At 41.2% G+C, this 26,108-nt stretch carries 22 protein-coding genes and 1 riboswitch; of the genes, 1 reads left to right on the top strand and 21 read right to left on the bottom strand.

Features of this window, described 5'->3' with window-relative positions; genetic code table 11:
• Nucleotides 1–132: 132 nt before the first annotated feature.
• The 15 genes from der to dnaE form a co-directional block, all read right to left on the bottom strand.
• Nucleotides 133–1,440, bottom strand: a complete 1,308-nt coding sequence (gene der / locus ED605_RS03055) for a ribosome biogenesis GTPase Der (protein ID WP_121977447.1) — start codon at nucleotides 1,438–1,440, stop codon at nucleotides 133–135.
• A 109-nt stretch (nucleotides 1,441–1,549) separates the two neighbouring features.
• Nucleotides 1,550–2,788: a 30S ribosomal protein S1 gene (rpsA, locus tag ED605_RS03050; protein WP_121977446.1), complete on the bottom strand. Its 1,239-nt coding sequence runs from the start codon at nucleotides 2,786–2,788 to the stop codon at nucleotides 1,550–1,552.
• 76 nt (nucleotides 2,789–2,864) lie between these two features.
• The gene (gene cmk, locus ED605_RS03045) at nucleotides 2,865–3,548 is read right to left on the bottom strand and encodes a (d)CMP kinase (protein WP_191981333.1); all 684 of its coding nucleotides are present in this window, start codon (nucleotides 3,546–3,548) and stop codon (nucleotides 2,865–2,867) included.
• 135 nt (nucleotides 3,549–3,683) lie between these two features.
• Nucleotides 3,684–4,358: a LysM peptidoglycan-binding domain-containing protein gene (locus tag ED605_RS03040; RefSeq protein ID WP_121977444.1), complete on the bottom strand. Its 675-nt coding sequence runs from the start codon at nucleotides 4,356–4,358 to the stop codon at nucleotides 3,684–3,686.
• 65 nt (nucleotides 4,359–4,423) lie between these two features.
• Nucleotides 4,424–5,878, bottom strand: a complete 1,455-nt coding sequence (locus ED605_RS03035) for a RecQ family ATP-dependent DNA helicase (RefSeq protein WP_121977443.1) — start codon at nucleotides 5,876–5,878, stop codon at nucleotides 4,424–4,426.
• Between the two features lie 9 nt (nucleotides 5,879–5,887).
• A complete protein-coding gene (locus tag ED605_RS03030) occupies nucleotides 5,888–6,946 on the bottom strand; it encodes a helix-turn-helix domain-containing protein (protein ID WP_121977442.1) in 1,059 nt (352 codons plus the stop codon).
• A gap of 137 nt (nucleotides 6,947–7,083) precedes the next feature.
• On the bottom strand, nucleotides 7,084–7,668 hold the full coding sequence (locus ED605_RS03025) for an ECF transporter S component (RefSeq protein WP_121977441.1): 585 nt from the start codon (nucleotides 7,666–7,668) through the stop codon (nucleotides 7,084–7,086).
• Nucleotides 7,669–7,754: 86 nt separating this feature from the next.
• Nucleotides 7,755–7,876, bottom strand: a riboswitch (FMN riboswitch).
• A 92-nt stretch (nucleotides 7,877–7,968) separates the two neighbouring features.
• Nucleotides 7,969–8,688, bottom strand: a complete 720-nt coding sequence (locus ED605_RS03020) for a pseudouridine synthase (protein ID WP_121977440.1) — start codon at nucleotides 8,686–8,688, stop codon at nucleotides 7,969–7,971.
• Nucleotides 8,685–9,284, bottom strand: coding sequence for an SMC-Scp complex subunit ScpB (gene scpB / locus ED605_RS03015; protein WP_121977439.1), 600 nt, complete (start codon nucleotides 9,282–9,284; stop codon nucleotides 8,685–8,687). The genes ED605_RS03020 and scpB overlap by 4 nt, the downstream gene beginning before the upstream one ends.
• Complete coding sequence (locus tag ED605_RS03010) at nucleotides 9,271–10,023, bottom strand: segregation and condensation protein A (protein ID WP_121977438.1); 753 nt, start codon at nucleotides 10,021–10,023, stop codon at nucleotides 9,271–9,273. Before ED605_RS03010 ends, scpB begins: the two co-directional genes overlap by 14 nt.
• Complete coding sequence (locus tag ED605_RS03005; protein WP_121977437.1) at nucleotides 10,010–10,378, bottom strand: reductase; 369 nt, start codon at nucleotides 10,376–10,378, stop codon at nucleotides 10,010–10,012. The genes ED605_RS03010 and ED605_RS03005 overlap by 14 nt, the downstream gene beginning before the upstream one ends.
• A gap of 15 nt (nucleotides 10,379–10,393) precedes the next feature.
• On the bottom strand, nucleotides 10,394–11,281 hold the full coding sequence (xerD, locus tag ED605_RS03000) for a site-specific tyrosine recombinase XerD (RefSeq protein ID WP_121977436.1): 888 nt from the start codon (nucleotides 11,279–11,281) through the stop codon (nucleotides 10,394–10,396).
• Nucleotides 11,282–11,283: 2 nt separating this feature from the next.
• Nucleotides 11,284–12,156, bottom strand: coding sequence for a CvfB family protein (locus ED605_RS02995; protein WP_121977435.1), 873 nt, complete (start codon nucleotides 12,154–12,156; stop codon nucleotides 11,284–11,286).
• Between the two features lie 153 nt (nucleotides 12,157–12,309).
• Nucleotides 12,310–14,067: a pyruvate kinase gene (pyk, locus tag ED605_RS02990; protein ID WP_121977434.1), complete on the bottom strand. Its 1,758-nt coding sequence runs from the start codon at nucleotides 14,065–14,067 to the stop codon at nucleotides 12,310–12,312.
• A gap of 229 nt (nucleotides 14,068–14,296) precedes the next feature.
• Nucleotides 14,297–17,647: a DNA polymerase III subunit alpha gene (dnaE, locus tag ED605_RS02985; protein WP_121977433.1), complete on the bottom strand. Its 3,351-nt coding sequence runs from the start codon at nucleotides 17,645–17,647 to the stop codon at nucleotides 14,297–14,299.
• A 180-nt stretch (nucleotides 17,648–17,827) separates the two neighbouring features.
• Here dnaE and ED605_RS02980 point away from each other — a divergent pair, with 180 nt between their 5' ends.
• Nucleotides 17,828–18,019 (top strand): YjzD family protein, encoded by a 192-nt coding sequence (locus tag ED605_RS02980; RefSeq protein ID WP_191981332.1) that lies wholly within the window; start codon nucleotides 17,828–17,830, stop codon nucleotides 18,017–18,019.
• 70 nt (nucleotides 18,020–18,089) lie between these two features.
• On the opposite strand, the gene ED605_RS02975 is transcribed toward ED605_RS02980, so the two are convergent.
• The 6 genes from ED605_RS02975 to rpoD form a co-directional block, all read right to left on the bottom strand.
• Nucleotides 18,090–18,974 carry an alpha/beta fold hydrolase gene (locus tag ED605_RS02975; RefSeq protein WP_121977431.1) on the bottom strand — a complete coding sequence of 295 codons (885 nt, stop codon included), beginning with the start codon at nucleotides 18,972–18,974 and terminating at the stop codon, nucleotides 18,090–18,092.
• 9 nt (nucleotides 18,975–18,983) lie between these two features.
• Nucleotides 18,984–21,593 carry an ATP-dependent chaperone ClpB gene (gene clpB, locus ED605_RS02970; RefSeq protein WP_121977430.1) on the bottom strand — a complete coding sequence of 870 codons (2,610 nt, stop codon included), beginning with the start codon at nucleotides 21,591–21,593 and terminating at the stop codon, nucleotides 18,984–18,986.
• A 143-nt stretch (nucleotides 21,594–21,736) separates the two neighbouring features.
• On the bottom strand, nucleotides 21,737–22,975 hold the full coding sequence (gene pepT, locus ED605_RS02965) for a peptidase T (protein ID WP_121977429.1): 1,239 nt from the start codon (nucleotides 22,973–22,975) through the stop codon (nucleotides 21,737–21,739).
• 34 nt (nucleotides 22,976–23,009) lie between these two features.
• On the bottom strand, nucleotides 23,010–24,125 hold the full coding sequence (locus ED605_RS02960; protein WP_121977428.1) for a Nif3-like dinuclear metal center hexameric protein: 1,116 nt from the start codon (nucleotides 24,123–24,125) through the stop codon (nucleotides 23,010–23,012).
• Nucleotides 24,115–24,819 (bottom strand): tRNA (adenine(22)-N(1))-methyltransferase, encoded by a 705-nt coding sequence (locus ED605_RS02955; RefSeq protein WP_121977427.1) that lies wholly within the window; start codon nucleotides 24,817–24,819, stop codon nucleotides 24,115–24,117. Before ED605_RS02955 ends, ED605_RS02960 begins: the two co-directional genes overlap by 11 nt.
• Nucleotides 24,820–24,935: 116 nt before the next feature.
• Nucleotides 24,936–26,108, bottom strand: a complete 1,173-nt coding sequence (gene rpoD / locus ED605_RS02950; RefSeq protein WP_121977426.1) for an RNA polymerase sigma factor RpoD — start codon at nucleotides 26,106–26,108, stop codon at nucleotides 24,936–24,938.

The raw sequence follows: 26,108 nt of genomic DNA, 5'->3' as shown, positions 1-26,108 counted from the left end.
CTTCTTTAGAAGCCTTTAATTCGGGAATTCACTTTTAAGAATCTATTTGTGATTCAAAATTCAAAAATCGTTCGGATAGCCAGTAAATTAAGGCTTTTTTAACTTCACAAAGTAAAGATTTGATTAAAAAGCCTATTTTCGGCTCCGTTTAATGATTCGAATCGGTGTTCCGCTAAAATCAAAATGATCTCGAATTTGATTTTCCAAAAACCGAACATAAGAAAAGTGCATTAAATCCGGATTATTAACGAAGACAACGAACGTTGGCGGCCCGGAAACGACTTGAGTGGCGTAATAGATTCGAAGACGTTTCCCATTAACGGTCGGCGTTGGATGAATCGCTACGGCATCCATAATAACGTCGTTTAAAGCTGACGATTGAACCCGTTTTTCATGATTATCGTAAACCCGCTTTATTAGCGCCGGCAGCTTCTCAATTCGTTGCTTTGTTTTCGCCGAAACAAAAATAATTGGTGAATAAGTCATATATTGAAATTCATTTCGAATTAACGTTTCAAAATCCTGCTGGGTATGGTTGGTCTTTTTAAGCGTATCCCATTTGTTAACCACCGTAATGATGGCTTTACCAGCTTCATGAGCATATCCAGCCACTTTTTTATCCTGTTCACGAATTCCTTCTTCAGCGTTCATCACAAATAAAATCACATCGCTTTGATCAATGGCTTTCATGGCCCGCATGACGCTGTAACGTTCTGTATTTTCGTAAACTTTACCGCGCTTTCGAATTCCAGCCGTGTCAACCATCGTAAATTTAATGTGATCCGCTTCAAATCGAGTATCAACCGCATCCCGAGTTGTGCCGGCTACGTTGGAAACAATGACTCGATTTTCACCGAGAATCGCATTGACAAGTGACGACTTGCCTACGTTTGGGCGGCCGATAATGCTAAAGCGGATATCATCATTGTCAGATTCAGCGGTTTCTTTGGGAAATTTTTCAATAACTTTATCTAGCAAATCTCCAATTCCAAGCCCATGAACGCCCGAAATCGGCATCGGATCCCCAAAACCTAAAGCGTAAAAATCATATATGTTTTCACGAGACTCTGGATTATCCGCCTTATTAACTGCTAAGACAACGGGCTTATCACTTCGGTACAAAATCTTAGCCACTTGTTCATCATCACTGGTCAAACCTTCTTTGGCACTGACGACAAAGACAATGACGTCTGCCTCTTGAATGGCAATCTCAGCTTGATTTTTAATTTGCGTACTAAATGGCGCATCATTAATTTGAATACCACCAGTATCAATCATTGCAAACTCGGTTGCTAACCATTCTGCATGTGTATAAATTCGATCTCGAGTCACTCCCGGGGTGTCCTCAACAATCGAAATTCGATCACCGGCAATTCGATTAAAAACGGTTGATTTACCAACGTTGGGGCGTCCTATAAATGCAACTGTTGGCATTGCCATAAAAAAGCCTCCATTTCATTTTTGACTCATATAATCAGTGCATAAAGAAAGAGGTCTGAGACAAACGATGACGTTTTGTCTCGACCTCCCTCACAAAATAATCTAGCTTTTAATTATTGTTGTTATCGTCGTTAGACTGTTTCTTTAATTCATCACCGACGAGGTCACCTAAAGTAAAGCCGGTTTCTTCATCGGGTGCATTATTTCTTGAACGATCATTCACGTTGGTTGATGGACGTCGGTTCGAAGGCTTAGAAGAAGATTCCTTTGGCTTGTCAGTCAAAGCCTTAATAGAAAGTGCCAACCGCTTACGGTCGGGATCGACATCAAGCACCTTGACCTTGATCTTTTCACCAACCTTCAAAACGTCTCCCGGAGTTGCAATGTGTTCATGAGAGATCTGTGAAATATGAACCAGGCCCTCAACACCTGGAAATACTTCTACAAAGGCACCAAAGTCTACTAAGCGCTTAACGGTTCCTTCAAGAACACTGCCTGCAGGTGCTTTTTCTTCGATTCCGTCCCAAGGTTCTGGAAGAGTTTGTTTGATGGAAAGTGAAATTCGATTACGGTCAAAGTCAACTGACAAAACTTTAACTTTAACTTTTTGGCCGACTTTAAGAACATCAGAAGGTTTGTCAACTCGTTCATAAGCAATTTGTGACACGTGAACCAAACCATCCATGCCGCCTAAGTCAACAAAGGCACCAAAATTGGTTAAACGAGCAACCGTTCCTTCAACAATGTCACCTTCGTGAAGAGTTTCCATTAACTTTTCACGTTGTTTAGCCTTTTGAGCCTGAATAATTGCCTTATGCGAAAGAATTAACCGGTTGGCAACCGGATCAATCTCAATAATCTTCAATTCAAGTTCTTGTCCCTTGAATTGATTTAAATCTTCTACGTAATGATCAGAAATCATTGAAGCAGGAATAAAACCACGAACACCTGCATCAACAACTAACCCGCCTTTAACGGCTTGAGAAACTTTGGCAGTAATTGTTTCATCATTTTTAGACTTTTCAGCCAATTCATCCCAAACTTTGCGGGCTTCCAGACGACGTGATGAAAGCAGAAAACCACCGCCTTCTTTATCACTACCGATTCTTGATGTTACAACCAATTGAAGCTTATCGCCTTGCTTGATATCATCAAAATTTTGAGAAGAAGATAGTTCGCGCTGAGGAACAACTCCTTCAACACCTGTATCTTCAATCCCCACGATCAATTGTTGCTCGTCATCCTTAGCCAAGACTTCGCCAGTGACAACGTCACCCACTTTAACTTCACTTACGCTATTTAAAGCGTTCAAAAGATCGTTTTTATCGTTATTTGCATTTTCACTCATCAAACAATTCCTCCTTGAAACAACTCTAATCATAATTTTATCTTAAATTCACTCATATTACCAGTTAATTGACCAATTAGTTAAAATTCAATTTCGAATTAATCACTTTTGCAATCTCTGAAACAACCTGATCAATCGAAAGTGCCGTTGTATCAATCTCAGTTGCGTCTGTGGCCTTGGTAAGGGGTGAAATTTTTCGATGAGAATCTTTATAATCACGAGCCTCAATTTCCAATTGTAGTTCATCCAATGGTGTATTAATGCCTTTTTGAATATTTTCTTTATAGCGTCTCTTGGCCCGCTCTTCAACGCTAGCCACCAAGAAAATTTTTACCTCAGCATTTGGTAGCACAGCTGTCCCAATATCGCGACCATCCATGACAATGCCACCGTCTTTGGCAATAGCTTGCTGTTGGGCACTCAGCTGCTTTCTCACAGCTGCAATCGCGGCAACTGCGGAAACCGAGTTGGTCACTTCTTCCGAACGAATGGCCTCTGACACATCGTGGTGATCAATGAAAACCTTTTGGCCAGTTTCATCTGGTGTGAACGTTATTTTTGATTCCTTAACAATTTTAGCAATTTCAGGCTCATTATCTAGCGAAATTCCCTGTTGAATTGCTTTCAGCGTAACAGCCCGATACATTGCGCCAGTGTCACAATAAATATAATTGAACTGTTTGGCCACAAGTTTAGCGACCGTACTTTTGCCAGCCGATGCCGGCCCATCAATTGCTACTTGTAATCCATTTTTATGCATCATTACATTCCTAACCTGTCTTGAATTTAATAAATCCGGGGTCGGTCAATGGCCGATGCCCGCATTTAATTTTACTGGTTCTGGCTGATAAGTCCAGTGCAAATCTGCCAAACTACGTCAAATAATTTAAAAACCTCATTTCACTCGAAGCCGTTCACCTGGGTGAATTTGTGAAGCAGTTGACAACCCATTCATTTGCATCAGCTGACTCATCGTCAATCCATTATTAACAGCAACTCGGTAAATCCCTTGGCCTGCTTGAACCGTTGCGTATCGATACCCGTTTGAGGCCGTCGTGGTTGGGTTGTTAGTATTGGGCTTTAAGGCTGAACTGGTCGAGTTACTTTTTCGAGTTACCGATGCCGCATTTGATGTCCGACCAGTCGATGACGTCGCTTGATTGGTTGAAGATCGATTGGTGGTTGAAGAGGCACTGGCAACTTTAGTTGAGTTACCAGCCGCTTTGGCTTTAGCTGATGATTTTAACGCCGTTTGAGCGGCTTTATGATCAATTGAAGTGGATTTTGATGATTTTTTTTTTGAATGAGCTTGCTGAGGCATCGCAACAATTGGATGATGATTTGTCGATCTGTTCCCGGCTGCACTCTGTTTAGCAATTCCATATATCAATGACACTAAGGCAACAATAATAATTAATGATACCAGAATAACAGTGATCATATTATGATTATGACTCTGTTGACGAAGTTTAACACGTGATAAATGTCCCTGTTCATCACGATCTTCTGAAAAAGTCTGATTCCAGGGTTGATCTTCTTCTGAATGCTTATGATCCCCATTTGTATTCATAACGGCCCCTCCTTAATTACAGAATAGACAATCCTATTTTAGCATTAAATTGTCAATCGGGTTCCTTAATTTTTTAATAAAAATAAGCGTTGCAACCGTTCTTGCCAATTCGGAGTTGCTAAATGTTTTTTGACCGGCGGTGGGGTTAAATAACGATCATTGAAAGCTTGCCAGTTTAACCAAAAATTCGAATGAAAGTCACAGCAAAACTCATCATGACGACTTTTTTCAGACAACGACTCATCGAAGTATGCTAAAAGCATTTTTCGGCGACACCCTGTTGTCAAAATATACTGAGACATCTGTCGCAACCCCTCAATTCGTTGCTGCCTAGCACGCTGAAGGAGTGACTTAGCCTGATCTATTGAAAAATGATTAGTGTAATAATAATTAAGTACTCGAAACTCATCCTGACGAGCCATTTCTTTTGGATGACGATATAAATAATCAACTAAGTGGTTGTCCGGATAGGTATTTTCAATCAGGTTTGCCTGGAGATATTGATCGTTAGGCTCATACAATAAAATTGCTAATGCCGGTTGACCATCTCTACCGGCTCGACCAATTTCCTGCATGTAATTTTGAATGTTCCCAGGTAAATGATAATGAATCACGTAGCGGACATCGTCTTTATTGACCCCCATTCCAAAAGCACTGGTAGCACAAATAATATCAATGTCATTTTGCATAAATTGTTGTTGAATTTGAAAGCGGGTCTGATTTGGCATCCCACCATGATAAGCACTTACCTGTTTTGTGGTTTCTTGATTCAGCATTTCCGCTACCGTTTCCGCCGTTGAACGACTTGAAAAGTAAATAATTCCCGCCCCATGCAGCTGTTCAATTAATTGAATCAGTAAGTTATTTTTCTCATGTTGATCAGCCAACTGCTTGGCGCTCAAAAAGATATTTCGACGGTTAACAGAAAGGATAACTTGTTTGACTTGATTAGCCGCCATGCCCATCCTTCTAATAATATCCTGCCGGGTCGAGACGGTGGCCGTTGCAGTCATCATTAATGTCAGCGGATTTTTTAACATGCTTCGAACACGATTTAATTTAAGATAATCCGGCCGAAAATCAGGGCCCCATTCTGAAATACAGTGAGCTTCATCAATCACTAACAAGCCGACAGTCAATTGCTGTAGCCGAGTAATGACTTTTTCATTAGCCAGCATTTCAGGCGAGGCATAAATAAACTGAAATTGATCAAGGTGGGCCAAAATAAATTGACGCTCGCGAAAATCCATTGCAGATGTTAAAGCCACTACATGCTTAGCCCCCAGAAACTGTAACCGGCTCACCTGATCTTGCATGAGTGAAATTAGTGGCGAAACAATGACAATTCGTTGATGGGTAATTGCCGCGTAGAGCTGATAAAGGAGTGTTTTCCCACCACCCGTAGGTAAAATTGCCAAAACATTCTGATTAGCTAATAATGCCTTCATAATTTTTTCCTGACCGGGACGAAAGTTTTCAAAGCCAAAATATTTTGTTAACTGATCACGTAAACTAAGCATCTGATTGTCCTACACTTTCCTTTGAGCCCGTTTCAACCTTTGAATTTGAAACAATCGAAAACTAAAAAAATCCAGTCCGACTATTTTTTGACTGGCTTCTTGAAATGACCAGTTAGCTAAATCCTGTGGCTGAGCACTTGCCAACTTTTCTTCAATTGAAGAGGCCAATAACCGTTGAACAGGCACTTGTTTTCCCGGTAAAACGATGGCTGCTTCAAGAAGGTGCTCTTGAACCGTTGTTAATTTAATACGCCGCCGTCGAGCAATTTCTAACAATGATAAATCAGGGAAACGGCAGAACATCGTTAGCGTTTTCTGAGCACTAACCGAAATCACCGGTTTAGCCAATCCCTGAATTAATAAGGCCATTTTCGACTTTCTTGATTCGTGTAGTTGACTAAATAATTGCGCCATCAATATCAACCTGGTTAACGACACAACGGTCGGAGTTGTTCCCTGCTCTTTGGCAATTTGTAAGTTCGTTTCTCCCGTTAGTTGATGACCACTCAGTCCTTGAACGAAAGTGACCGCAAAGTCGTCTCTTTTCAGCATCGTTAAGAATCTGTTAAAGAGTGTATATAAATATTGGGGTAGTGCCTGATCTTTGTTTTGTAAAAACCAGCGTTTAACCAGTTGCGTGTCAAATAGACCAATCTCCTGTGGGTAATAGCGATTATTTGCATAACTGTATTCCGACACTACTTGAGTTGCTAAAGCCAATCGATCTGCAAACCGAAAAATATCGAATTGTGCAGCTGTTGTTAATGCTGCTAAATTCGGTAACTGTTTACGCAACTTATTCTGGTAGGCCACGCCCTGCTTAGTTAAAAGGAGTCGTAACTCATCATCTGACGTTACCAGATGTTGGCGTTTTAACTTAGATACTGCCTGCTCAACATCATTTGATAGTGCCCCATGCAATGCGCCAAAATCAGGCAATAACTGATATTGTAAAGCCCAATATAAATTAGAAACTGTTCGACGGCCAATTAAAATATTTTTAACAGCTTTTGACCGCCGCCACTGCGTTGACGAGCTAAATAATACCAAAACCGTTGCTAAATCCATTTTATCCACCCTTAAGTCAAATAAAAGAAAAAAGACTAGGATTAACTTCCCAATCTTTTAATCTTTGAGAATACAACCACCACTATCTTACAATATAGGCTGCATTAATTATATACGATAACCAAGGTAATTTTAAACTATTTAAATCTTAATCTCGGTAAGACACTATTTTTAATGAGGTAGAAAAGCCCGCCAACAACAATTCCTTTAATCAGATTAAATGGCACCACGCCATACAGAATGAGAGAAGATAACGGCATCCCAATCTTCATTCCAATGACATTCATGTAGAGGGGAATAACAGCTGACCAATTTGAAAACGACATTACGATCGTTAAACTGACAGCCATGAATCCAATAACTAAGAAGCTTTTCACCATTGGTTTAAGGGAGGCCAACCAGCGACTGCCCCAATAAAAAGCCAAAATTAACGTTACAGAAGATAGAAACGACGAGCCAACTCCAATCAAGCCGGGAATTGAGGCACCAGAAACCGTCAGCCAGTAAAGTAACGATTTCAGCCCGGCAATCGTGATCCCACCAGTTGCCCCAAACAGAACGGTTCCAATTAAAATTGGCATATCTGAAAAATCGATTTTCATATACGGGACAATCGGAATGATTGGAAATGACAAAAACATGAGGACGTATGAGCAGCCGGCCAGGACCGACATTTCGACCAACCTCGTTGTTGACAATTGCTTATTACCACTATGTTCCATTGAAAAGAACCCCTTTTCCAATGGTTAATCTTCAAAAAAGTCCTGACAACAATTGCCAGGACTTTAAGTTTAAGTGTAGTAAAAAATTTAATCTTCTACATACCAGACTTTACTGTCGGTACCGGAATTCCACCGGTTCAGCGTGAAAACTCACGTGTCGCGGACTATCACCGCCGGTCGGGAATTGCACCCTGCCCTGAAGATAAACCAAATTATTTTTTTATTACCTACAAATATATCAGATTTTTAACAAAAGTCAACGATTCCTTTTTAAAAGTAAGTCATCAAAAGATACCTACCCTACTTTGTTTGGGATAATTTTTTCAATTCTTCAACCTCATGGGGTTTTAATTTGCGATATTCTCCAGGTTGAAGGCCCTTTAGATTTAAGAAGCCATAACTCTGGCGACTCAATTTTTCAACTGGGTGACCCAATGCCAAAAACATTTTTTTGACTTGATGATTCCGTCCTTCATGAATCGTTAACGAGACGATCGAACTGTTTTGATTAGTTCTAATGACGCTGGCTTTGGCACCTGCTGTTTTTCGACCATCAATTCGGACACCGGTTCGAAGCTGTTTCATATCATCATTCGTCACAATTCCCTTTACCTTTGCCACATAGGTCTTATCCACTTCATATTTGGGATGAGTTAGATGGTTATCCAATTCCCCATCGTTAGTTAACAACAGTAAGCCGGAAGTATCATAATCCAAACGGCCAACTGGATAAATTCGTTCTGTTACATCACTAAGAAGATCAACGACTGTTTGCCGATTCTTATTATCCGTTACAGCTGTAATCACTCCGCGTGGTTTATAAAGCAGATAATAGACCGGTACTTCACGTGAAATTGGGACCTCATCAACCTTCACTTCATCGTTGTCAGTAACCTTGGTCCCTAATTCAGTGATTACGTGACCGTTGACTTTAACATGGCCCTCACTGATCAATTTTTCGGCTTTTCGTCTGGAGGCAACTCCAGCGTGAGCCATCACTTTTTGTAACCGTTCGCTCATTTTTCACTCTCCTGTGTTTTTTGATTGAGTTGTTCATTAAACCTTGTTAATAATGAATCGCTTGTATTATCAGTTAAATGTTCATTTTTAGGCAAGGGTGGTAAATCCGCCAACGAGGCTAATCCAAAATAATCCAGGCAAAAATTTGTCACACCATACTGCTTTGGATTTCCCACTTCCTGCTTAATGCCTGTCACTTTGACCAACCCCTGATTCAAAAGTCGGTGAAGGATGGCCGAACTATTCACGCCTCGAATTTCATCAACTTCAATTCGGGTAATTGGCTGATTGTACATGACAATGGCAATCGTCTCAAGTGCAGCTTGGGAAAGAACCCGTGGCTTGGCATCATTGACATAGTCTTGTACCAAGTCTGATAATGCTTCTTTGGTCCCTAACCGGTAAACATGGTCACTGACAAAAACCTTTAGTCCGGCATCAGGATTTTGATTTAGACGTTGCATCATTCTTTCAACCAGCTGTCGACAAGCGGATAATTCAAGCCCTGTTCGTTCTGCAATTTGTTCTAAACTAATCCCTTCATCGCCTGAGGCGTATAAAAGTGCTTCAATCTTTGCTAAATTATTGATGGTCATACGCTGGCCCCTTTCGAATTTCAATTGATGCATGATGATTTTTTTGTTCCAGGTAAACTTCGTCGTATTTAGCCATTTCTAAGATTGCTAAAAAATCAGTCACAATTTCTTCAGGCTTCGTTGAGCCCTGAATCACCTTATCAAATGAAATTTGGCTTGGATGTCGATCCAACAACTGTCTGATCAGTTTAGTTTGACTTTCAATGGTGAATTGCCATTCATGAACCGTTGTTGATAGTGGCTGATGGAAGTTAAAATGTTTCAATGCATCGACATAGCTGGCCATCACATCGCCTTTATTAAAGGGCGATGGGTCAACTAATGTTTCTTTGGAAGCCGGAACCCTTAATTCCGATCGCGTATAACTAAGTCGGCGGGTTGCTTCGAATGCTTTTAATTTTTCGGCAATTTGCTTATACCTTTTATAATTAATTAATTGAGCCACTAAATCTTCCCGCGGATCTTCATCAGCTTCATCTGAAGGGTCAATATCGGGAGTTGGCAAAAGCATTTTGGATTTAATGACCATTAATTTGGCAGCCATCACAAAGTAATCACCGATAATTTCTAAATTCAGCTGACGGGCATCTTCAATATAATCCATATATTGCTTGGTGATTTGGGCAATTGGAATATCGTAAATATCCATTTTGGACGCTTGAATTAGATGAAGTAAGACTTCCAGCGGGCCGTCAAAATCAGTTAAATGTAGTTCGGGTTGTCGATCAATACCTGCCATAATCTTTTGATTGCTCCCACCTTGTACAAATTTGCTTCGTTTCAAAGCCGCCAATGATTTTCGTTTTTGGATACAGCGATTGCAAATCATCCAAAAGTCGATTGTAGTTCTCTTGCGTTCGACTTGGTGGCGCTAAAACCAATCGATGAATTAAAAGCTGATTTGATTCAATCTCAACGCCAACCAATCCAGACCAATTATGATGAGTATCCTTCCATAAATAAATCATTCGGTTGGGTTTATCAGCATACCACGTCATTTCTTGAGAAACCAAATCCACATTCTGAAGATCCGGAACCAATGAAAATAAACCCATCGTTATTTTTTGATAATCTTTTCGATACTGATACAGCATTCTATCACCTCACTATTACGCACGTGGATGGAACTTTCGATAAACTTCGCTTAAGTGTTGGTGCGACACGTGAGTATAAATCTGAGTGGTTGAGATATTGGCATGCCCGAGTAGTTCCTGAACGACTCTGAGATCGGCCCCGTTTTCCAACAAATGAGTCGCAAAAGAATGTCGAAGCGTATGGGGCGTGACGTGCCGTTTGATACCAGCCAAACTAACGTATTTTTTAATCATTTGCCAAATTGCTTGTCGAGTCAATTGACGACCATGAGCATTCAAAAAAACGTAATCTGTGTTTCGCCGCTTCTTTAAAAGATCAATTCGTGTCGTTTTCAAGTAACGTGTCAGCCAATCAATTGCCACTTCCCCAATTGGAATAATGCGTTCCCGATCACCTTTCCCAACTACTTGAATTAATTTCATGGGCAAATGTAAATCTGTCAGTCTTAAATTAACCAGTTCACTTACCCGTAATCCAGTGGCGTACAGAGTTTCAAGGATTGCCCGATCCCTTATACCAAGTGGTCGAGAAACGTTGGGCATTGACAATAATCGTCCTACTTCGGCTTGCGTTAAAACATCTGGTAAAGTCTGAGCCTTTTTCGGTGAATCGACTTTTAGCATTGGGTCATCTGAAACCACGCCAAACTGAGCTAAGTACCGAAAAAAACTTCGCAGACTGGAAACTGTTCGAATGATTGTTCCTTGAGACTTTTTTTCCTGTTGCAAGTGTTCCAAATAATTTAAAATTAAAAATTGATCAACTTCAGTCCATTTTTGAGTATTTCTCTGAAAAAAGCGACTAGCGTCAGTCAGATCTTGACGATAACTCAGGATAGTATTTTCAGACAGTCCTCGCTCAACCCGAAGAAAATGTAAATAATCTGCAAGTTGTTCTTTCATAATTAATCTTCCTGTTTTGTCAGTGTAATCTTACCATCTTGCTGGGTAATGAGCTTTTCTTTCAGCAAGTGTCCCAAAGCCCGTTTAAAGGCACCCTTACTGATTCCAAAGTAAGTTTTAATGTCCTCCGGTGCGCTTTTATCACTAAAAGGAAGTTGTTTGGTTTCAGTATGTTCCAAGGCTGCTAAAATCATCTCAGCATCTTCGCCAATCTCTTGGTAAGCTCGTGGTCGAGTGGACAAGTTAATTGAACCATCCCTTAAAGTGCCAATTACCCGAGCAGAAACTTCTTCCCCCAAACGTGGTTCAGCCAACCGTTCACTTGGATGTAAAAAGGCCAAATGATAGTCTTCCGTTAGTAACCGAGTGCCTGATAATTTCAATCGATAAGCTCTGGCTTTCAGATTTTGATTTTGGATGTGCCCTTTAACCGGTCGTGAAATGGCCTCAAAGATTTCTTCATCAGCCAAATGTCCCCAAATTCTGGCTTTATTGTCGACAGTTAGCGAGATCAATAATTGATCGCCTTCACGTGGCCAAAGCTGAGTGACCGTCGGCAAATCGTCCATCGAAACCACAACGTCTTTATTGGGCAACCCAATATTAACGAAGACGCCTAAGCCAAATTTGCCTTTTACAACCGTTCCAAACGCATAGTGATCCCGCCTGATTTTAGGGATTTGCCGAGTAATTTGCATTTTATGCTGTTCATTTTCATACGTAAAACCAGTAAAGTGAGCTCCCATTTTGAAAGGTTTTTTAATCTCGGATTTATCCAGTTGAAAAGTTTCTCCCTCCACTTGGACGAAGTAATCCTGATCATTTTCATCAGTGAGCGTGCCGGTTAACACTTGAGCCATTAAATTTTTATCCATATTAATCTCCGTTTCTGGAATCTTCTTTTCCAATTCTACACGTTTTCAAAATAAAATTCGACTGACGACCCATTGCCAACGACGTTAATCCTCCCAAAACAAAAAGAGATCAAGCAATTGCCTGACCTCTTCCACATTTTTAACTCATTATTTTTATAATGAACTTGAAGCACCGTGATAAATAACACCACGATGAGAATCAACCGTAATTAATTCGCCATCAGAAATCTTCGTTGTGGCATCGGAAGCACCCACAATAACCGGAATACCCATCGAAATACCAACAACAGCTGCATGAGAAGTTAAACCACCGTTTTCAACAACCACGGCACTAGCCTTCTCAATAGCTGGTAGATAATCTTTGTCAGTTGATTTGGCAATTAAAATGCTACCTTCAGTCACCTTGTTTTTGGCATCAGCGGCATCTTTTGCGATAACTGCTTTACCAATCACAGTCTTATCACCGACTCCTTGGCCTTGAACCAGTTTAGAACCGATTAATTGAATTCGCATTAAGTTGGTTGTACCACTTTCACCAACTGGAACACCAGCCGTCACGATAATCAAATCGCCTTCCTTGGCTAAACCAGTTTCAAGGGCCTTTTTAGCAGCCAGCTCAAAGATTTCATCACTGCTCTTAACTTCGTCCACTAAGATTGGGTGAACACCCCAGTTAACCATTAAGCCCCGACGAGTTCGCTCATCGAAAGTTAATGCCAAAATATCAGCATCTGGGTGATACTTGGAAATCATGCGAGCCGTATAACCTGAACGAGTTGCAGCAACGATAGTGTGAATACCTAATTCTTTTGCAACCCGAGCAACTGAATCACCGATAGATTCCGTCACATCACTGGCATCAAAGGTTGGCCGTGGGGTACCAAATTGATCAAACGCATTTTCAGCCTTAACATCAATTCGTGCCATGGTTTGAACTGATTGAACCGGATACTCACCGTTAGCACTTTCACCTGAAAGCATCGTTGCATCAGTCCCATCAAAGACCGCATTGGCAACATCGGATGCTTCGGCACGCGTTGGGCGAGGATTTTCCTGCATTGAATCAAGCATTTGAGTTGCCGTAATAACCGGCTTACCCAATTGATTGCACTTCTTGATCAAAGTTTTTTGAACCAACGGCACATTTTCAGCTGGGATTTCAACACCCATATCACCACGAGCAACCATTAAACCATCTGAAACTTTGATAATATCGTCAAAGTTGTTAATGCCTTCTTGTGATTCAATCTTTGGAAAGATTTGAACGTGTTCCATGTGCTTTTCTTCAAGCAATGCTCGAATATCCAACACATCTTGTGGCTTACGCACAAATGAAGCCGAAATAAAGTCGATATCATGATCCAAGCCAAAACGAATATCATCGGAATCCTTTTCAGTAATTCCGGGTAAGTTGATAGAAACGCCAGGAGCATTAACACCCTTACGTGAACCAAGCACACCATCATTTTGAACTGTCACAACCAACTCTTTAGTGGCGTCATCCTTTTTAGTTACAACTGTGTCCAACAAACCATCATCAAAAAGAACGTGGCCACCTTCATGAACATCGTCATAAAGGCCTTTGTATGTGACGGCAATTTTGTCTTTGACACCTTCAAGACTGTCATCCATTGAAATTCTGAAAACATCACCGGTATGATATTCGATTTTACCATCCTTTTGGACAGTGGTTCGAATTTCAGCACCTTTAGTATCAAGCATAATGCCAACGGTCTTACCCGTCTTCTTTTCAGCCTCGTGAACCTTATTTAAACGATCCAAATGTTCTGGGTGGTCGCCATGTGAAAAGTTAAATCGGAAAACATTAGCCCCAGCTTCAATTAATTTAACGATGGTCTCAACATCGGTACTAGCTGGTCCCAATGTACTTACGATCTTAGTTTTCTTCATAAGTAAAATCTCTCCTTCGGTTTTTGGACACCTCAACTATTAATTAGGATATCAACCAATTAAAGATTGGGTTTCCTTTTAGATTCCAAACCGTATTTTATCACTTTTTTCGGGTTATGTCGCCGAATATTTTAAACAATCCTGATGCACTTAACTCAGTTTAGACGACGAAAAGACAGGCATAACGATAATGTAAGCCTTTACTAAAATTGTTTATCTATCTTGAAAATTACTTATAAACAACATTATTTTGACCAAAAATTGTGATTAATTTATCTTTAACCTGATCTCCCTGCTTTAAATTAAATTGATTTCCCAGAATCCAGGTTTTGGCGGAAGTACTTTCATGAATGACCAGTGAGATTGATCCTTGATATTGAGCACTTAATGCCGTTAGTTTGTGAAAAATTTGATTTTTATCATGATTGGCATCAATGCGTAAATACCAATGGGGCTGATGGCTGACAGCCGTCATTTTTCTCGCAAGATTCTCGGCAGGTTGAAGTGTCTCCGCCACCATTTGGATGGTTTGCTGTTTTTCGACCCTGCCCCTAACGACAATCACCATATCCTTGTGAAGCCACGATGAAACATTGGTAAACAGATTGGGGAAGACCGTAACTGACAGCTCACCAGTTTCATCATTACCATCCAAAAAGGCCATTTGTTTGCCTGTTTTAGTCCGAATAATTTTCACCTTCGTAAGATATAGAATCAAAAAGACCTGGTTCATTCCCACAACCAGTTGCGTCACCGGCTTGGCATTTAATCGTTTTCTCAAAGCGGCAAACCGTTCCACAGGATGACCGGACAGGTAGGCGCCCAAATAATCATTTTCCTTTTCAAGGCGTTGCATTAACGGCATTTCCGGTTTTCTTGGGACACTTGGCTCCAACGCTTTGAAAAGGCTTACCGAATTGCCGCTTAGTTCAATTGAACTGATGAATTCTGGGGTAGCTGCAAGCAATTCGGCTCGATTATATGGAAATTGATCAAGCGCGCCGGCGTAAATCAAGGCATCAATTAATTCAGGCTTACGATATTTAGACGGTAAGCGACTCAGTAAATTGGGGAACGATTTAAAATTGCCGTTTTGCTGCCGTTCACTTAAAATATCGGCAACCATATCCCGTCGAATACCTTTAATTGACGATAAGCCAAAAACAATTTGCTGTTCTTGATAAGAAAAGTTGGCCCGGCTCCTATTAATATCCGGAGCTGCCACCTTAACCCCCATTGACTTGGCATCCATCAAATACTCTTTAACTTTAACAGCACTGTTTTGAACTGAATTTAATAACGCCACGTGAAACTCACCAGGAAAGTAAGTTTTAAGATAAGCTAATTCATAAGCCATTTTGCTATAAGCAACCGCGTGAGATTTATTGAAACCATAATTGGCAAATTTTTCAATATAGTTAAAGACTTTTTCAGCAACCGGTTTGGCGTGCCCGTTTTTTTTAGCACCGGTTAGAAACAAGCTTTTCATTCGATCCATGACTTTAAGTTTCTTTTTGCTCATTGCCCGCCTGAGGATATCAGCTTGACCAAGTGAGAAGCCGGCCATTTTAGCGGCCACCAGCATGACCTGCTCCTGATAGACAATCACGCCGTAAGTTGATTTCAAGATATCGGTCAGACTATCATCTGGAAATGTGATCGCTTCCTGATGGTTTTTGCGTTTAATCACTTCATCAATGTTTTCCATGGGACCTGGGCGATACAAGGCATTTACCAGCGCAATATCTTCAAAATGTTCAGGGTGCAAGCGTCTGAGAACATTTCGAATACCGGCAGATTCAAACTGAAAAACGCCGGCTGTTTCAGCTTTAGCAAATAGTGACAGGGTTTTGGCATCATCCAATGGAATTTGAGACACATCAATTTGTTTGCCAGTTGCCCCTTTGATTTCTTGAAGTGCATCCGCTAAAATTGTTAGATTTCGTAACCCCAAAAAATCAATTTTCAGCAAGCCAACCGATTCAACATAGTCTTTGGAGTACTGCGTCATTAACAAGCCATCATTGCCGTCCTGTAGCGGCACAAGGTCGACTAATAAATGATCACTTAACACCAAACCCGCAGCGTGAGTTGAATAATGCCTCGGCAGTCCTTCCAGTACCTGAGCCGTTTGGAACAACGCTTTATTCAAATCGCTGTCCGCTACCAAATTTTTTAATTGCTGAGAATTTTGATAGGCATCAGCCAAAGTAATATGAAAAGCACTTGGAATTGCTTTACTCCAAACATCCTGTTGACTGGGCGTTAACCCAAAAACCCGACCGACATCTCTGGTTGCCTGTTTGGCCGCCAATGTGCCAAAGGTAATAATTTGTGCAACCCGCTGATGACCATATTTCTGATGAACATACTGAATGACTTCATCCCGTTTATCATCCGGAATATCCAAATCAATATCCGGCATCTGGACCCGTTCAGGATTTAAAAATCGTTCAAAAAGCAAATGATATTTAATTGGATCAACATCGGTAATAAATAAGGTGTAGGCAACCAACGAGCCGGCAGCCGACCCTCGACCGGGACCGGTCACAATTGACGTTTGGTGGGCAAAATTAATGACATCCCAAACGATCAAAAAATAATCGTCAAATCCCATGGAATGAATGACTGACAGCTCCCGGTCAAGACGTTTTTGATAAGGGGTGGTGTCTTTAATTTGATTAGCAGCTAATCGTTTGGTTAACCCTTCCTCACATAACTGGCGTAAATATTGGCCGGCAGAGAGCTCATTCGGCGTTTTAAAATGTGGCAGTTTGGGCTGCTGTTTTTTAATTTCAACGTGACAATTTTCAATTATTTCATTAACGGTTTGAAGTGCTGTTTTTAAGTTCAGTTGTTGATATTGAGTCTCCACCTGCTCACGAGGACGCAGAAAATAGGGCCCTGTTTGATGGCTCATTTCCGGAATACTGGTCATTTTCGTCCCGGCATCAATTGACTTCAATACCTGCATAGGGAAATAGTCTGCTGCATTCAAGTACTGAACCGGTGCATCAGCAACCAACTGAACTTGATTATCAGCAGCGACTTTGTTTAACATCTCAATCAACATGCCTGAAGCATGGTAATCAACCCCAAATTTCAAGTCATCGCGTGAAATTCCCAACCCAACAAGTTTAGAAACCAGTTTGGAAATCTCAGCTGCTTTTCCTTGAAGGAGTAAGTCATTTATTTCAGCCAATGGCGGTAAAATTACGTATAAATCATTAAATTGGTTTGCTAGTTGATCAAAAGTCAGGTCAGTCTCACCCGAATTTTTTAAAGTTGTTAACTTCATCAAATTTTGATAGCCACTTTGATTTTTAGCCAGCAAAACAATTTGGTATTGATTGTCGCTTAAAATCAGGCCCGGCAAAGTCAGCGTGAGGCCGATAATCGGTTGAATATCGGCGGATAAACAGGCATCATAAAATTCAACCGTTCCATACATAACGTTGATATCAGTCAATGCTAATGCCCGATAACCACGTTTTTTTGCTTCGGACACCAATTCTGAAATCCGAATCGGACTTTGAAGCAAGCTATAGGAACTGATGACTTGTAATGGGACATATGTCAAGGTGAACGCCTCCTTCTATCAAATTATATCAAACAATGACTCCTGAGAACCAAAATCTCAGTACCAACTAACTTATTTTATACGCTTGGTTTAGGCCTGTCAGCTTTCTGGTAATATTTCCCAGTGATTTTTTTCGTAAATTATGCTAAAATACCATTGATTGTCAGGAGGCCTCAAACTATGAAATTATTTGCTTCAAACCTTGTCGTTATTTTTTGGGCATTGATCTTTGGTGAAATTATTGGCTACATTGCCAATCAACTTGAAGTTTTGCCGTACAATCCGTGGCAAATCGGCATTACAGCTGCCATTGTCGGGGTCATTGCCACTAATGGAATTTACTTAGTCAGCAAAGATTCATACACCAAATAATTCTCGACAATCTCAATTAAAAACAGATCCGAGCAGGTTTTAAGTGCCTCGGGTCTGTTTTTTTAACCGGTTATTTTAGATGATCACGCAGAAAATGCTCAATGAGTGCGTAAACTCGATTGCGGTTGGTTTCTTGAAGAACTTCATGTTTCATGTGTGGCATCACCCGAACCGTGATGTTTTGATAGCCAATTCGGTTTAACGAATGAACAGTATCAGCCAACCCACGACGGCCACCACTAAACTTGTCATGATCGCCAGTGATTGAAAGAATTGGCAGATTGGGTGATTGGCAGTGAAAATGATCAAATTGTTTTAATTCATAATCACCTTTCCATAGGGTTATTAAACTAATAACCGGATACTCATCCAACATTAGCGGATCTTTTGACACGCTGCGAATATTTTCTTGGTTATAGCTCAACCAGGAATGATTCCCGGATGGTAACCCTGACAGCATTGATAATAGTTTGGAATGTGCCATTTCACGATGCATGAATTGATATAATTGGCCTAAAAATAACCCCACCGGAACAAAGGGCACATAATCAGCAGTCCCGGTTAAAATCAAACCATTTAGTAAGTCGTCATGCTGCTGGAGGTAGAGTCTGCCTAAAATTGAACCAAAAGAATGACCAACCAAAAACAACGGCAATCCTGGAAACTGTCCTCGAATAAATCGGCTCAGTCGAATTTGATCGTCAATTAACTGATGCCAATCACGCATGACACCCAGGGGATCGTCACTTGAAACGGATTTGCCGTGACCTCGATTATCCGACGTAATCACCACAAAACCATGTTGACTTAGATAGTCGGCAAATTCAAAATATCGAGATTGATGTTCTAAAGCGCCGTGAATAACTTGAACAATGCCGACAGGTTGTTTAGCAGGAAAAACCGTCGCAGTCAGCTTAGTTCGATTATTTGTCGAAATCAGAAATTCATTTGTCAAAGGACTCACCTAAACTTGGGCGGCTGTTACTTGCTCGGGGACAAATGATAACCGATCATTCTCCAAATTGATGTGGACAATGCTATGTGGTTTAATTTGTTCACCAATCATCATCTTAGCCAAGGGCGTTTCCACAACGTTAGTGACGTAACGCTGTAATGGCCGCGCGCCATATTGTGGCTCATAACCATTTTGGGCAATCCACTGTTTAGCCTGGTCAGAAATTGACAATTTGATATCTTGCGCTTTAGTTCGAACAGAAAGTTGATCAATTAACTTTTGAACAATCTTTTCAATATCGGAACGTGAAAGTGGCTTGAACATAATCACGTCATCAATTCGATTAAGAAATTCCGGCTTAAAGGAAGCTTTTAATAATTGATTAACCTGTTTTTTGGCATCGTCGGAGATCACACCATTTTCATTCGTTCCTTCCAGCAAAATATCCGATCCTAGATTGGAAGTCATAATTAAAATGGTATTTTTAAAATCAACTGTCCGGCCCTGACTGTCCGTTAACCGGCCATCGTCTAATACCTGAAGTAAAATATTAAAGACGTCCGGATGGGCCTTTTCAATTTCATCAAATAACACAATCGTGTAAGGATTTCGCCGAACCGCTTCGGTTAACTGACCACCTTCTTCATACCCGACATAACCTGGTGCAGCCCCAACCAATCTGGAGACTGATTCTTTTTCCATATATTCAGACATATCAATTCGCACCATGTGGTTTTCAGAATCAAATAGATCCTCCGCCAGCGCTTTGGCTAATTCGGTCTTACCGACTCCTGTTGGCCCCAGAAACAGGAATGACCCCAATGGTCGACTTGGGTCCTGCAAACCGGCTCGAGAGCGAATAACGGCATCAGAAACCGCCGTTACGGCTTCGTTTTGACCAATCACCCGCTTATGGAGGTTATCAGCCAAGTGAAGCAACTTTTGACGCTCACCTTCTACCAATCGGGTTACTGGAATACCGGTTTCTCGACTGACCACTTTAGCAATTTCATCAGCTGTGACTGATTCACTAACCAACCAATCAGCGTGCTGATCATTTTCTTCCAGTTTTTTAAGATCACTTTCCAACTGCGGAATGGTTCCATGCTGCAAAACGGCTGCTTGATTAAGATCGTAATTATTTTCAGCCTGTTTTAACTCGTTTCGTGCCTGATCAAGCTGCTTTTTCTTATCACTAATCTTTTGAATCGCATCTTTTTCCTGTTTCCAACGAGCATTGAGGCCGTTAACTTTCTCTTTGATGTTGGCCAATTGCTTTTGAACCTCGGTCAGCCGTTTTTTGGAAGCTTCATCAGTCTCCTGCTTTAAAGCTGCCTCTTCGACTTCCAAGCGCATTAATTGACGATTGGATTGATCCAAAGCAGTTGGACTGGAATTCATTTCCACTCGAATTTCAGCGGAAGCTTCATCAACCAGATCAATTGCCTTATCTGGCAAATTCCGATCGGTAATGTAGCGGTCTGATAGTTTGGCAGCTGCCACCAGGGCATTGTCATGAATCCTTACCCCATGATGAATTTCCAGGCCTTCAGATAACCCTCGCAAAATGGTAATGGTATCCTCAACAGAAGGTTCATGAACCATTACCCGCTGAAAACGTCGTTCAAGGGCCTTATCCTTTTCCATATACTTCCGATACTCATCAATTGTAGTCGCACCAATTAAGTGGAGTTCACCCCTTGCCAGCATCGGCTTTAAAATATTACCGGCATCCATCGCACCTTCTGCCTTACCAGCACCGACAATGTTGTGGATTTCATCGATGAACATGATAATTTGACCCTCAGCTTTTTTAACTTCTTTTAAAACAGCCTGGAGCCGTTCTTCAAATTCGCCACGATACTTGGCGCCGGCAATTAGTGACCCCATGTCTAGCTGAAAAATGGTTTTATTTTTCAAATTTTCCGGCACATCGTTTGAAGCAATTCGCAATGCTAAGCCTTCAACGACGGCAGTTTTACCAACGCCTGGCGCCCCAATTAAAACTGGATTGTTCTTGGTTTTGCGCGACAGAATTCTAATGACATCCAAAATTTCCTCATCCCGGCCAATAATTGGACCAAGTTGGTTATCACGCGCAGCCTTAACTAAATCAGTCCCATATTTTTCCAGCGACTGATAACTGTCTTCCTGATTTTTGGACGTCACTTTTTGGCCCCCACGAATCTTTTCAACAACATTGCGAACTTTTTGTTCGGTAATTCCTTGTTTTGATAAGTAATCTGTGAAGCTATCGCCATGAAGTTGCATCACTGCAATGGTTAAAGTATCCACCGCAATGTAAGCATCACCAAACTCGTTTTTTATCTGTTCGGCGTTTTGTAATAATTCATATAAATTAGTGGATAGCGATTGCCCGTAGGTAATGTTACTACCCGTCACCGTTGCAATCTGATCTATTTCATTATCTAATTCAGCATTCAAATCAGTTAAATTCAATCCTAATTCTGAATAGATTTGACGAGCTAATTCACCCGGCTGAACTAAAAATTTAAATAGATGAGCCACGGTTATATTTTGTTGTTTTCTTGTGACGGCAATCTGCTGAGCCTGCGAGATCGCCTGTGTTACTGCTTCCGTTAAATTATCTGGATTCATTTAAATAATCACCTTGTCATTCTTTTATCATTAAAATCGATTGAAGGCGGTTGGAAAGAAAACATTTTTCTTTTCAAAACCGCCTACAATTATGGTATCAAATTTTCGAACTGGTTAACAATAATTTGACCTTTTTTGACCAATTATTTTTGTAAGATTAATTTAACAATTTCAATCAGGACATCCGTGGCCTTCACCATCGTTTGTTCAGAAACATATTCAAACCGGCCGTGCATGTTTTCACCGCCAGCAAAAAGATTGGGGGTTGGTAAGCCCATATACGAAATCTTGGAGCCGTCAGTGCCGCCACGAACGGCAAAAATGTGAGGCGTGACATCAACATTTTTCATTGCCTGCTCAGCCAATTTGACCACCGTTGGATCCTTCGTAATAATTTCACCCATATTGTAATATTGATCTTTCATTTTAACGGTCAGCCGTTTTTCACCGAGGTCTTTGTTCATTTGATCGGCAATTCCCTCAAAAAGGCGTTTACGCGCTTCGAAACGATCTCGGTCATGATCCCGAATAATGTAAGTCAGATTGGCGTGGTCAACGCTGCCTTGAAAATCGTAAATGTGATAAAATCCTTGTCTGCCAGCTGTCCGTTCCGGCCGGTCATATTCTGGCAATGCCGCGTGAAAATCCATGCCTAACTGGATTGCATTCACCATCACCCCTTTGGCTTCAGCTGGATGGACATCGGTTCCTTTGATTGAAACTTTTGCCTCCGCCGCATTAAAGGTCTCATAATTTAAATCGCCTAATGGGCCGCCATCAACTGTATAAGCAAAATCGGCTCCAAAATCCGCGACATCAAAGTGATCAGCGCTCGTTCCGATTTCTTCATCCGGACCAAAGCCAACTTTGATGGTACCGTGCTTAATATCGGGATGGGCTTGCAAGTAAGCAATTGCCGAAATAATCTCGGCAACTCCCGCCTTGTCATCTGCTCCTAAGAGGGTGTTGCCGTCCGTTGTAATCAGGGTTTGGCCACGATATTTTTTCAAACTCGGAAACGTCTTGAAATCCAACGTATATTCACCATTTCTATCCAGTGGAATCACCGATTGCCCATCATAATTTTCAACTATTTGAGGATTAACATGGTCAGCATTAAAGTCTGCCGTGTCAATATGCGAAATGAAGCCAACGGTTGCGGCTTTTTGCTCAGTGTTGGCCGGAAGTGTCGCAAACACGTAAGCACTCTGTTTATTCGTATGAACATTGCTTAACCCCATTTTTGTTAATAAGTCTTTTAACATATTTAAGAACGCCGTCTCACGATCAGCCGATGGAACTGTATTTGAGTTAGGATCTGAGCGCGTGTTAATTTTGACAAACTTCAAAAAATTTGAAATTAATTCTGGATATTTTGCCAATTTAAAGCCACCCCTTTAGTTTATTGATTGATCATTATAAAAATGTAAACGGATCCGTATTATGAGTTGATTCAACAACCGAAAGGTCCCAATGATTTTCTTGAGCCCACTGTTTAAACAATTTAGCCAGTTTGGAAATGCAAATACTTTCAATATGGTGGCCAGGATCAACTACCGGCATATCAGCAGCCAACATATCATGACCCGTATGGTAGTAGACGTCACCGGTTACATATACATCAGCTCCTGCCTGTTGGGCCAACTTATAAAATTGACCACCATCACCGCCCAAAATAGCAACGGTTTTAATTTGACGATATAAATCGTTGGCAATCACCCTTAACCCTGAAATATGAAAAACGGATTTGCACCTTTTAGCAAATGACTCCAGTCGCATAGGCTCACTTAACTCACCAACCCGCCCCATTGTATAGTGATGCTTTTTATCTTCCAAACGAATAATATTATACAACGGCTGTGAAAGCGGGTGAACATCTTTTAAAGTTTTCAAAACTTGTGGCAAATTGATCTCCGGCACTTCAAATTCAAGCCTTGAGTCCTCAAGTTCGGTTGGCTCGCCGGCTACCCCGATTGTTGGATCCGCACCTGGTTGGGGCACGTAATAAACGGTCCCGTCCATTTCGTAAGTATAGCCAGTGTATTGACCCTCGTTAATCTCGGCGCCAGCGTCAACCAAAGACATTCGAACAGCAGTGGCATAGACCTTAGGAACGGTTACGGTTAGTCTGAAGACCGGTGCTGCATATTCTGGGACCAGGCCCCGGACATTGGTCAGGCTGAGCTCGTCTGCCAACCAATCGTTCATCCCACCGTCAGCGGTGTCCAAGTTTGTATGTGCCGCATAGACTGTAATGCCATGTTGAATAATTTTAGCATACATTGCATTTTGAGGATCAGCGTAATCTAAATTTTTGGCCGGATGAAACATGACTGGATGATGTGCAAAGATAAAATCAGCTTTCTTCTCAATTGCTTCGTCAACCACTTCCGGCCGAACATCCAAGGTTGTCATCACCCGGTGAACTTCTTGATCTAAGGATCCAATTTGCAGCCCAATTGGGTCCCCTTCCATGGCCAACTTTTTTGGTGCAAATTTTTCAAATCGCTGCACCAAGTCTTTACCCTTCACGATTAACCACCTCATCGATCTCTTGAATTTGTTGTTCGATTTCCTGAATTTTTAACGTATCTTCGTGAGCCGCCCGTCTCATATTAGTTACAACCCGTTGTAATTGACGACATTCTTCCAGCCACTTAGTAATGAAAATAGGCGACTTTTCAGCCAACAGATATGGGCCGAATCTAAGTTGTTTTGCTGAATAATGGATCAATCGAGCTGATTTGACAGCTGTAATCACTTCATAGATATGCCCGTCTTCTTCTAAAATTTGTTCAGCCTTTATCTGATAATGATGGGTCATTAACCAACGTCGAACAACGACTTCACCAACATTAGGTTGTAAAATCAGCTTTTCACGACCAGAAAGCCTAGCCTGACCATTTTCCAAAATATCACTTATCAAAATACCACCCATTCCAGCAATTGTAATGGTATCAATTTGATCTTGAGGCTGAATGGCTGAAAGTCCATCTGCCAACCTGGGATGTAGAATCGTTAAAAGCCCTTCCTTTGTAATTTCCTTAGTCGCATTTGAGAGCGGGCCCTTAGCAACCTCACCCGCAACACCATAGTCAATTACTTTATGCTTAGCTAAGTAAATCGGCAAATATGCATGATCGGAGCCAATATCTGCCAAGCGACTGCCGGGTTCAACGTGATCACTGACGGTCTGTAAACGTTTAGAAAGATGCGTCCCATTCATGGTTTTCTCCTTAATTCCTTAATGTCTTTATTATAATTTATCTAATCGCAAAAAAACAGCCAGTATAAAATCAAAACGATCTTATACTGGTTGTTTTTCAGCATTCATCCATTTAATTACTCTAAGAAATCCTTTAACTGCTTGCTTCTGGAAGGATGTCGCAGTTTTCTCAACGCTTTGGCTTCAATTTGACGAATTCGTTCACGTGTGACACCGAAAACCTTACCGACTTCTTCCAAAGTGCGGGTTCGACCATCATCTAACCCAAAACGTAATCGTAGTACGTTTTCTTCACGATCAGTTAACGTATCCAGAACGCTCTCAAGTTGTTCTTTGAGAAGCTCATAAGCGGCATGATCAGCAGGTGATGTTGCGTCCTGGTCTTCAATGAAATCGCCTAGATGAGAATCATCCTCCTCACCAATTGGGGTTTCAAGTGAAACGGGTTCTTGAGCAATCTTTAAGATTTCACGAACCTTTTCCGTTGGCATATCCATTTCGGCTCCAATTTCCTCAGGAAGTGGTTCACGCCCCAAATCCTGAAGTAATTGACGCTGAATTCGAATCAATTTGTTAATTGTTTCAACCATATGAACCGGAATTCGAATGGTTCGCGCTTGGTCGGCGATTGCTCGGGTAATGGCTTGACGAATCCACCAAGTTGCATAAGTTGAAAATTTGAAACCTTTTCGATAGTCAAATTTTTCAACGGCCTTCATCAAGCCCATGTTGCCTTCTTGAATTAAATCCAAGAATTGCATGCCACGACCAACATAACGCTTGGCAATTGACACAACCAATCGCAAATTGGCTTCTGCTAATTCTTGCTTGGCCTCTTCGTCGCCTGCCTCAATTCGCTTAGCAAGCTTAATTTCTTCATCAGCACTTAAAAGAGAGACCCGACCGATTTCCTTTAAATACATCCGAACCGGGTCGTTAATTTTAACGCCCGTCGGCGCAGAAACGTCGGAAAGCTCCTTCTTAGTTACTTTCTTAGCAGCATCAATTGCCCGCGGATCGGGTTCCCCATGGTCATCCACCACGCTAATGCCAGAATCTTCAACATTTTCAAGTAACTCTTCCATTTCTTTCTTATCTAAAGAATATGGTTTTTCAATTTTCTCCTGGAGTTCATCGTAAGTGATATGGCCAATTGGTTTATTATCCTTAACGATTTGATCAAATACCTTCTTGTAAGGCTTTTGTGTTTTCTTGGCTGCAGTGGCTTGTGTGCCAGTAACCGTTGCTTTTTTAACAACCTTTGCATTATTCGTTTTTTTGTTAGCCAT

Source organism: Lentilactobacillus raoultii, assembly GCF_900411375.1.
GTDB lineage: Bacteria > Bacillota > Bacilli > Lactobacillales > Lactobacillaceae > Lentilactobacillus > Lentilactobacillus raoultii.
This window is presented reverse-complemented; position numbering and strand designations above follow the sequence as displayed.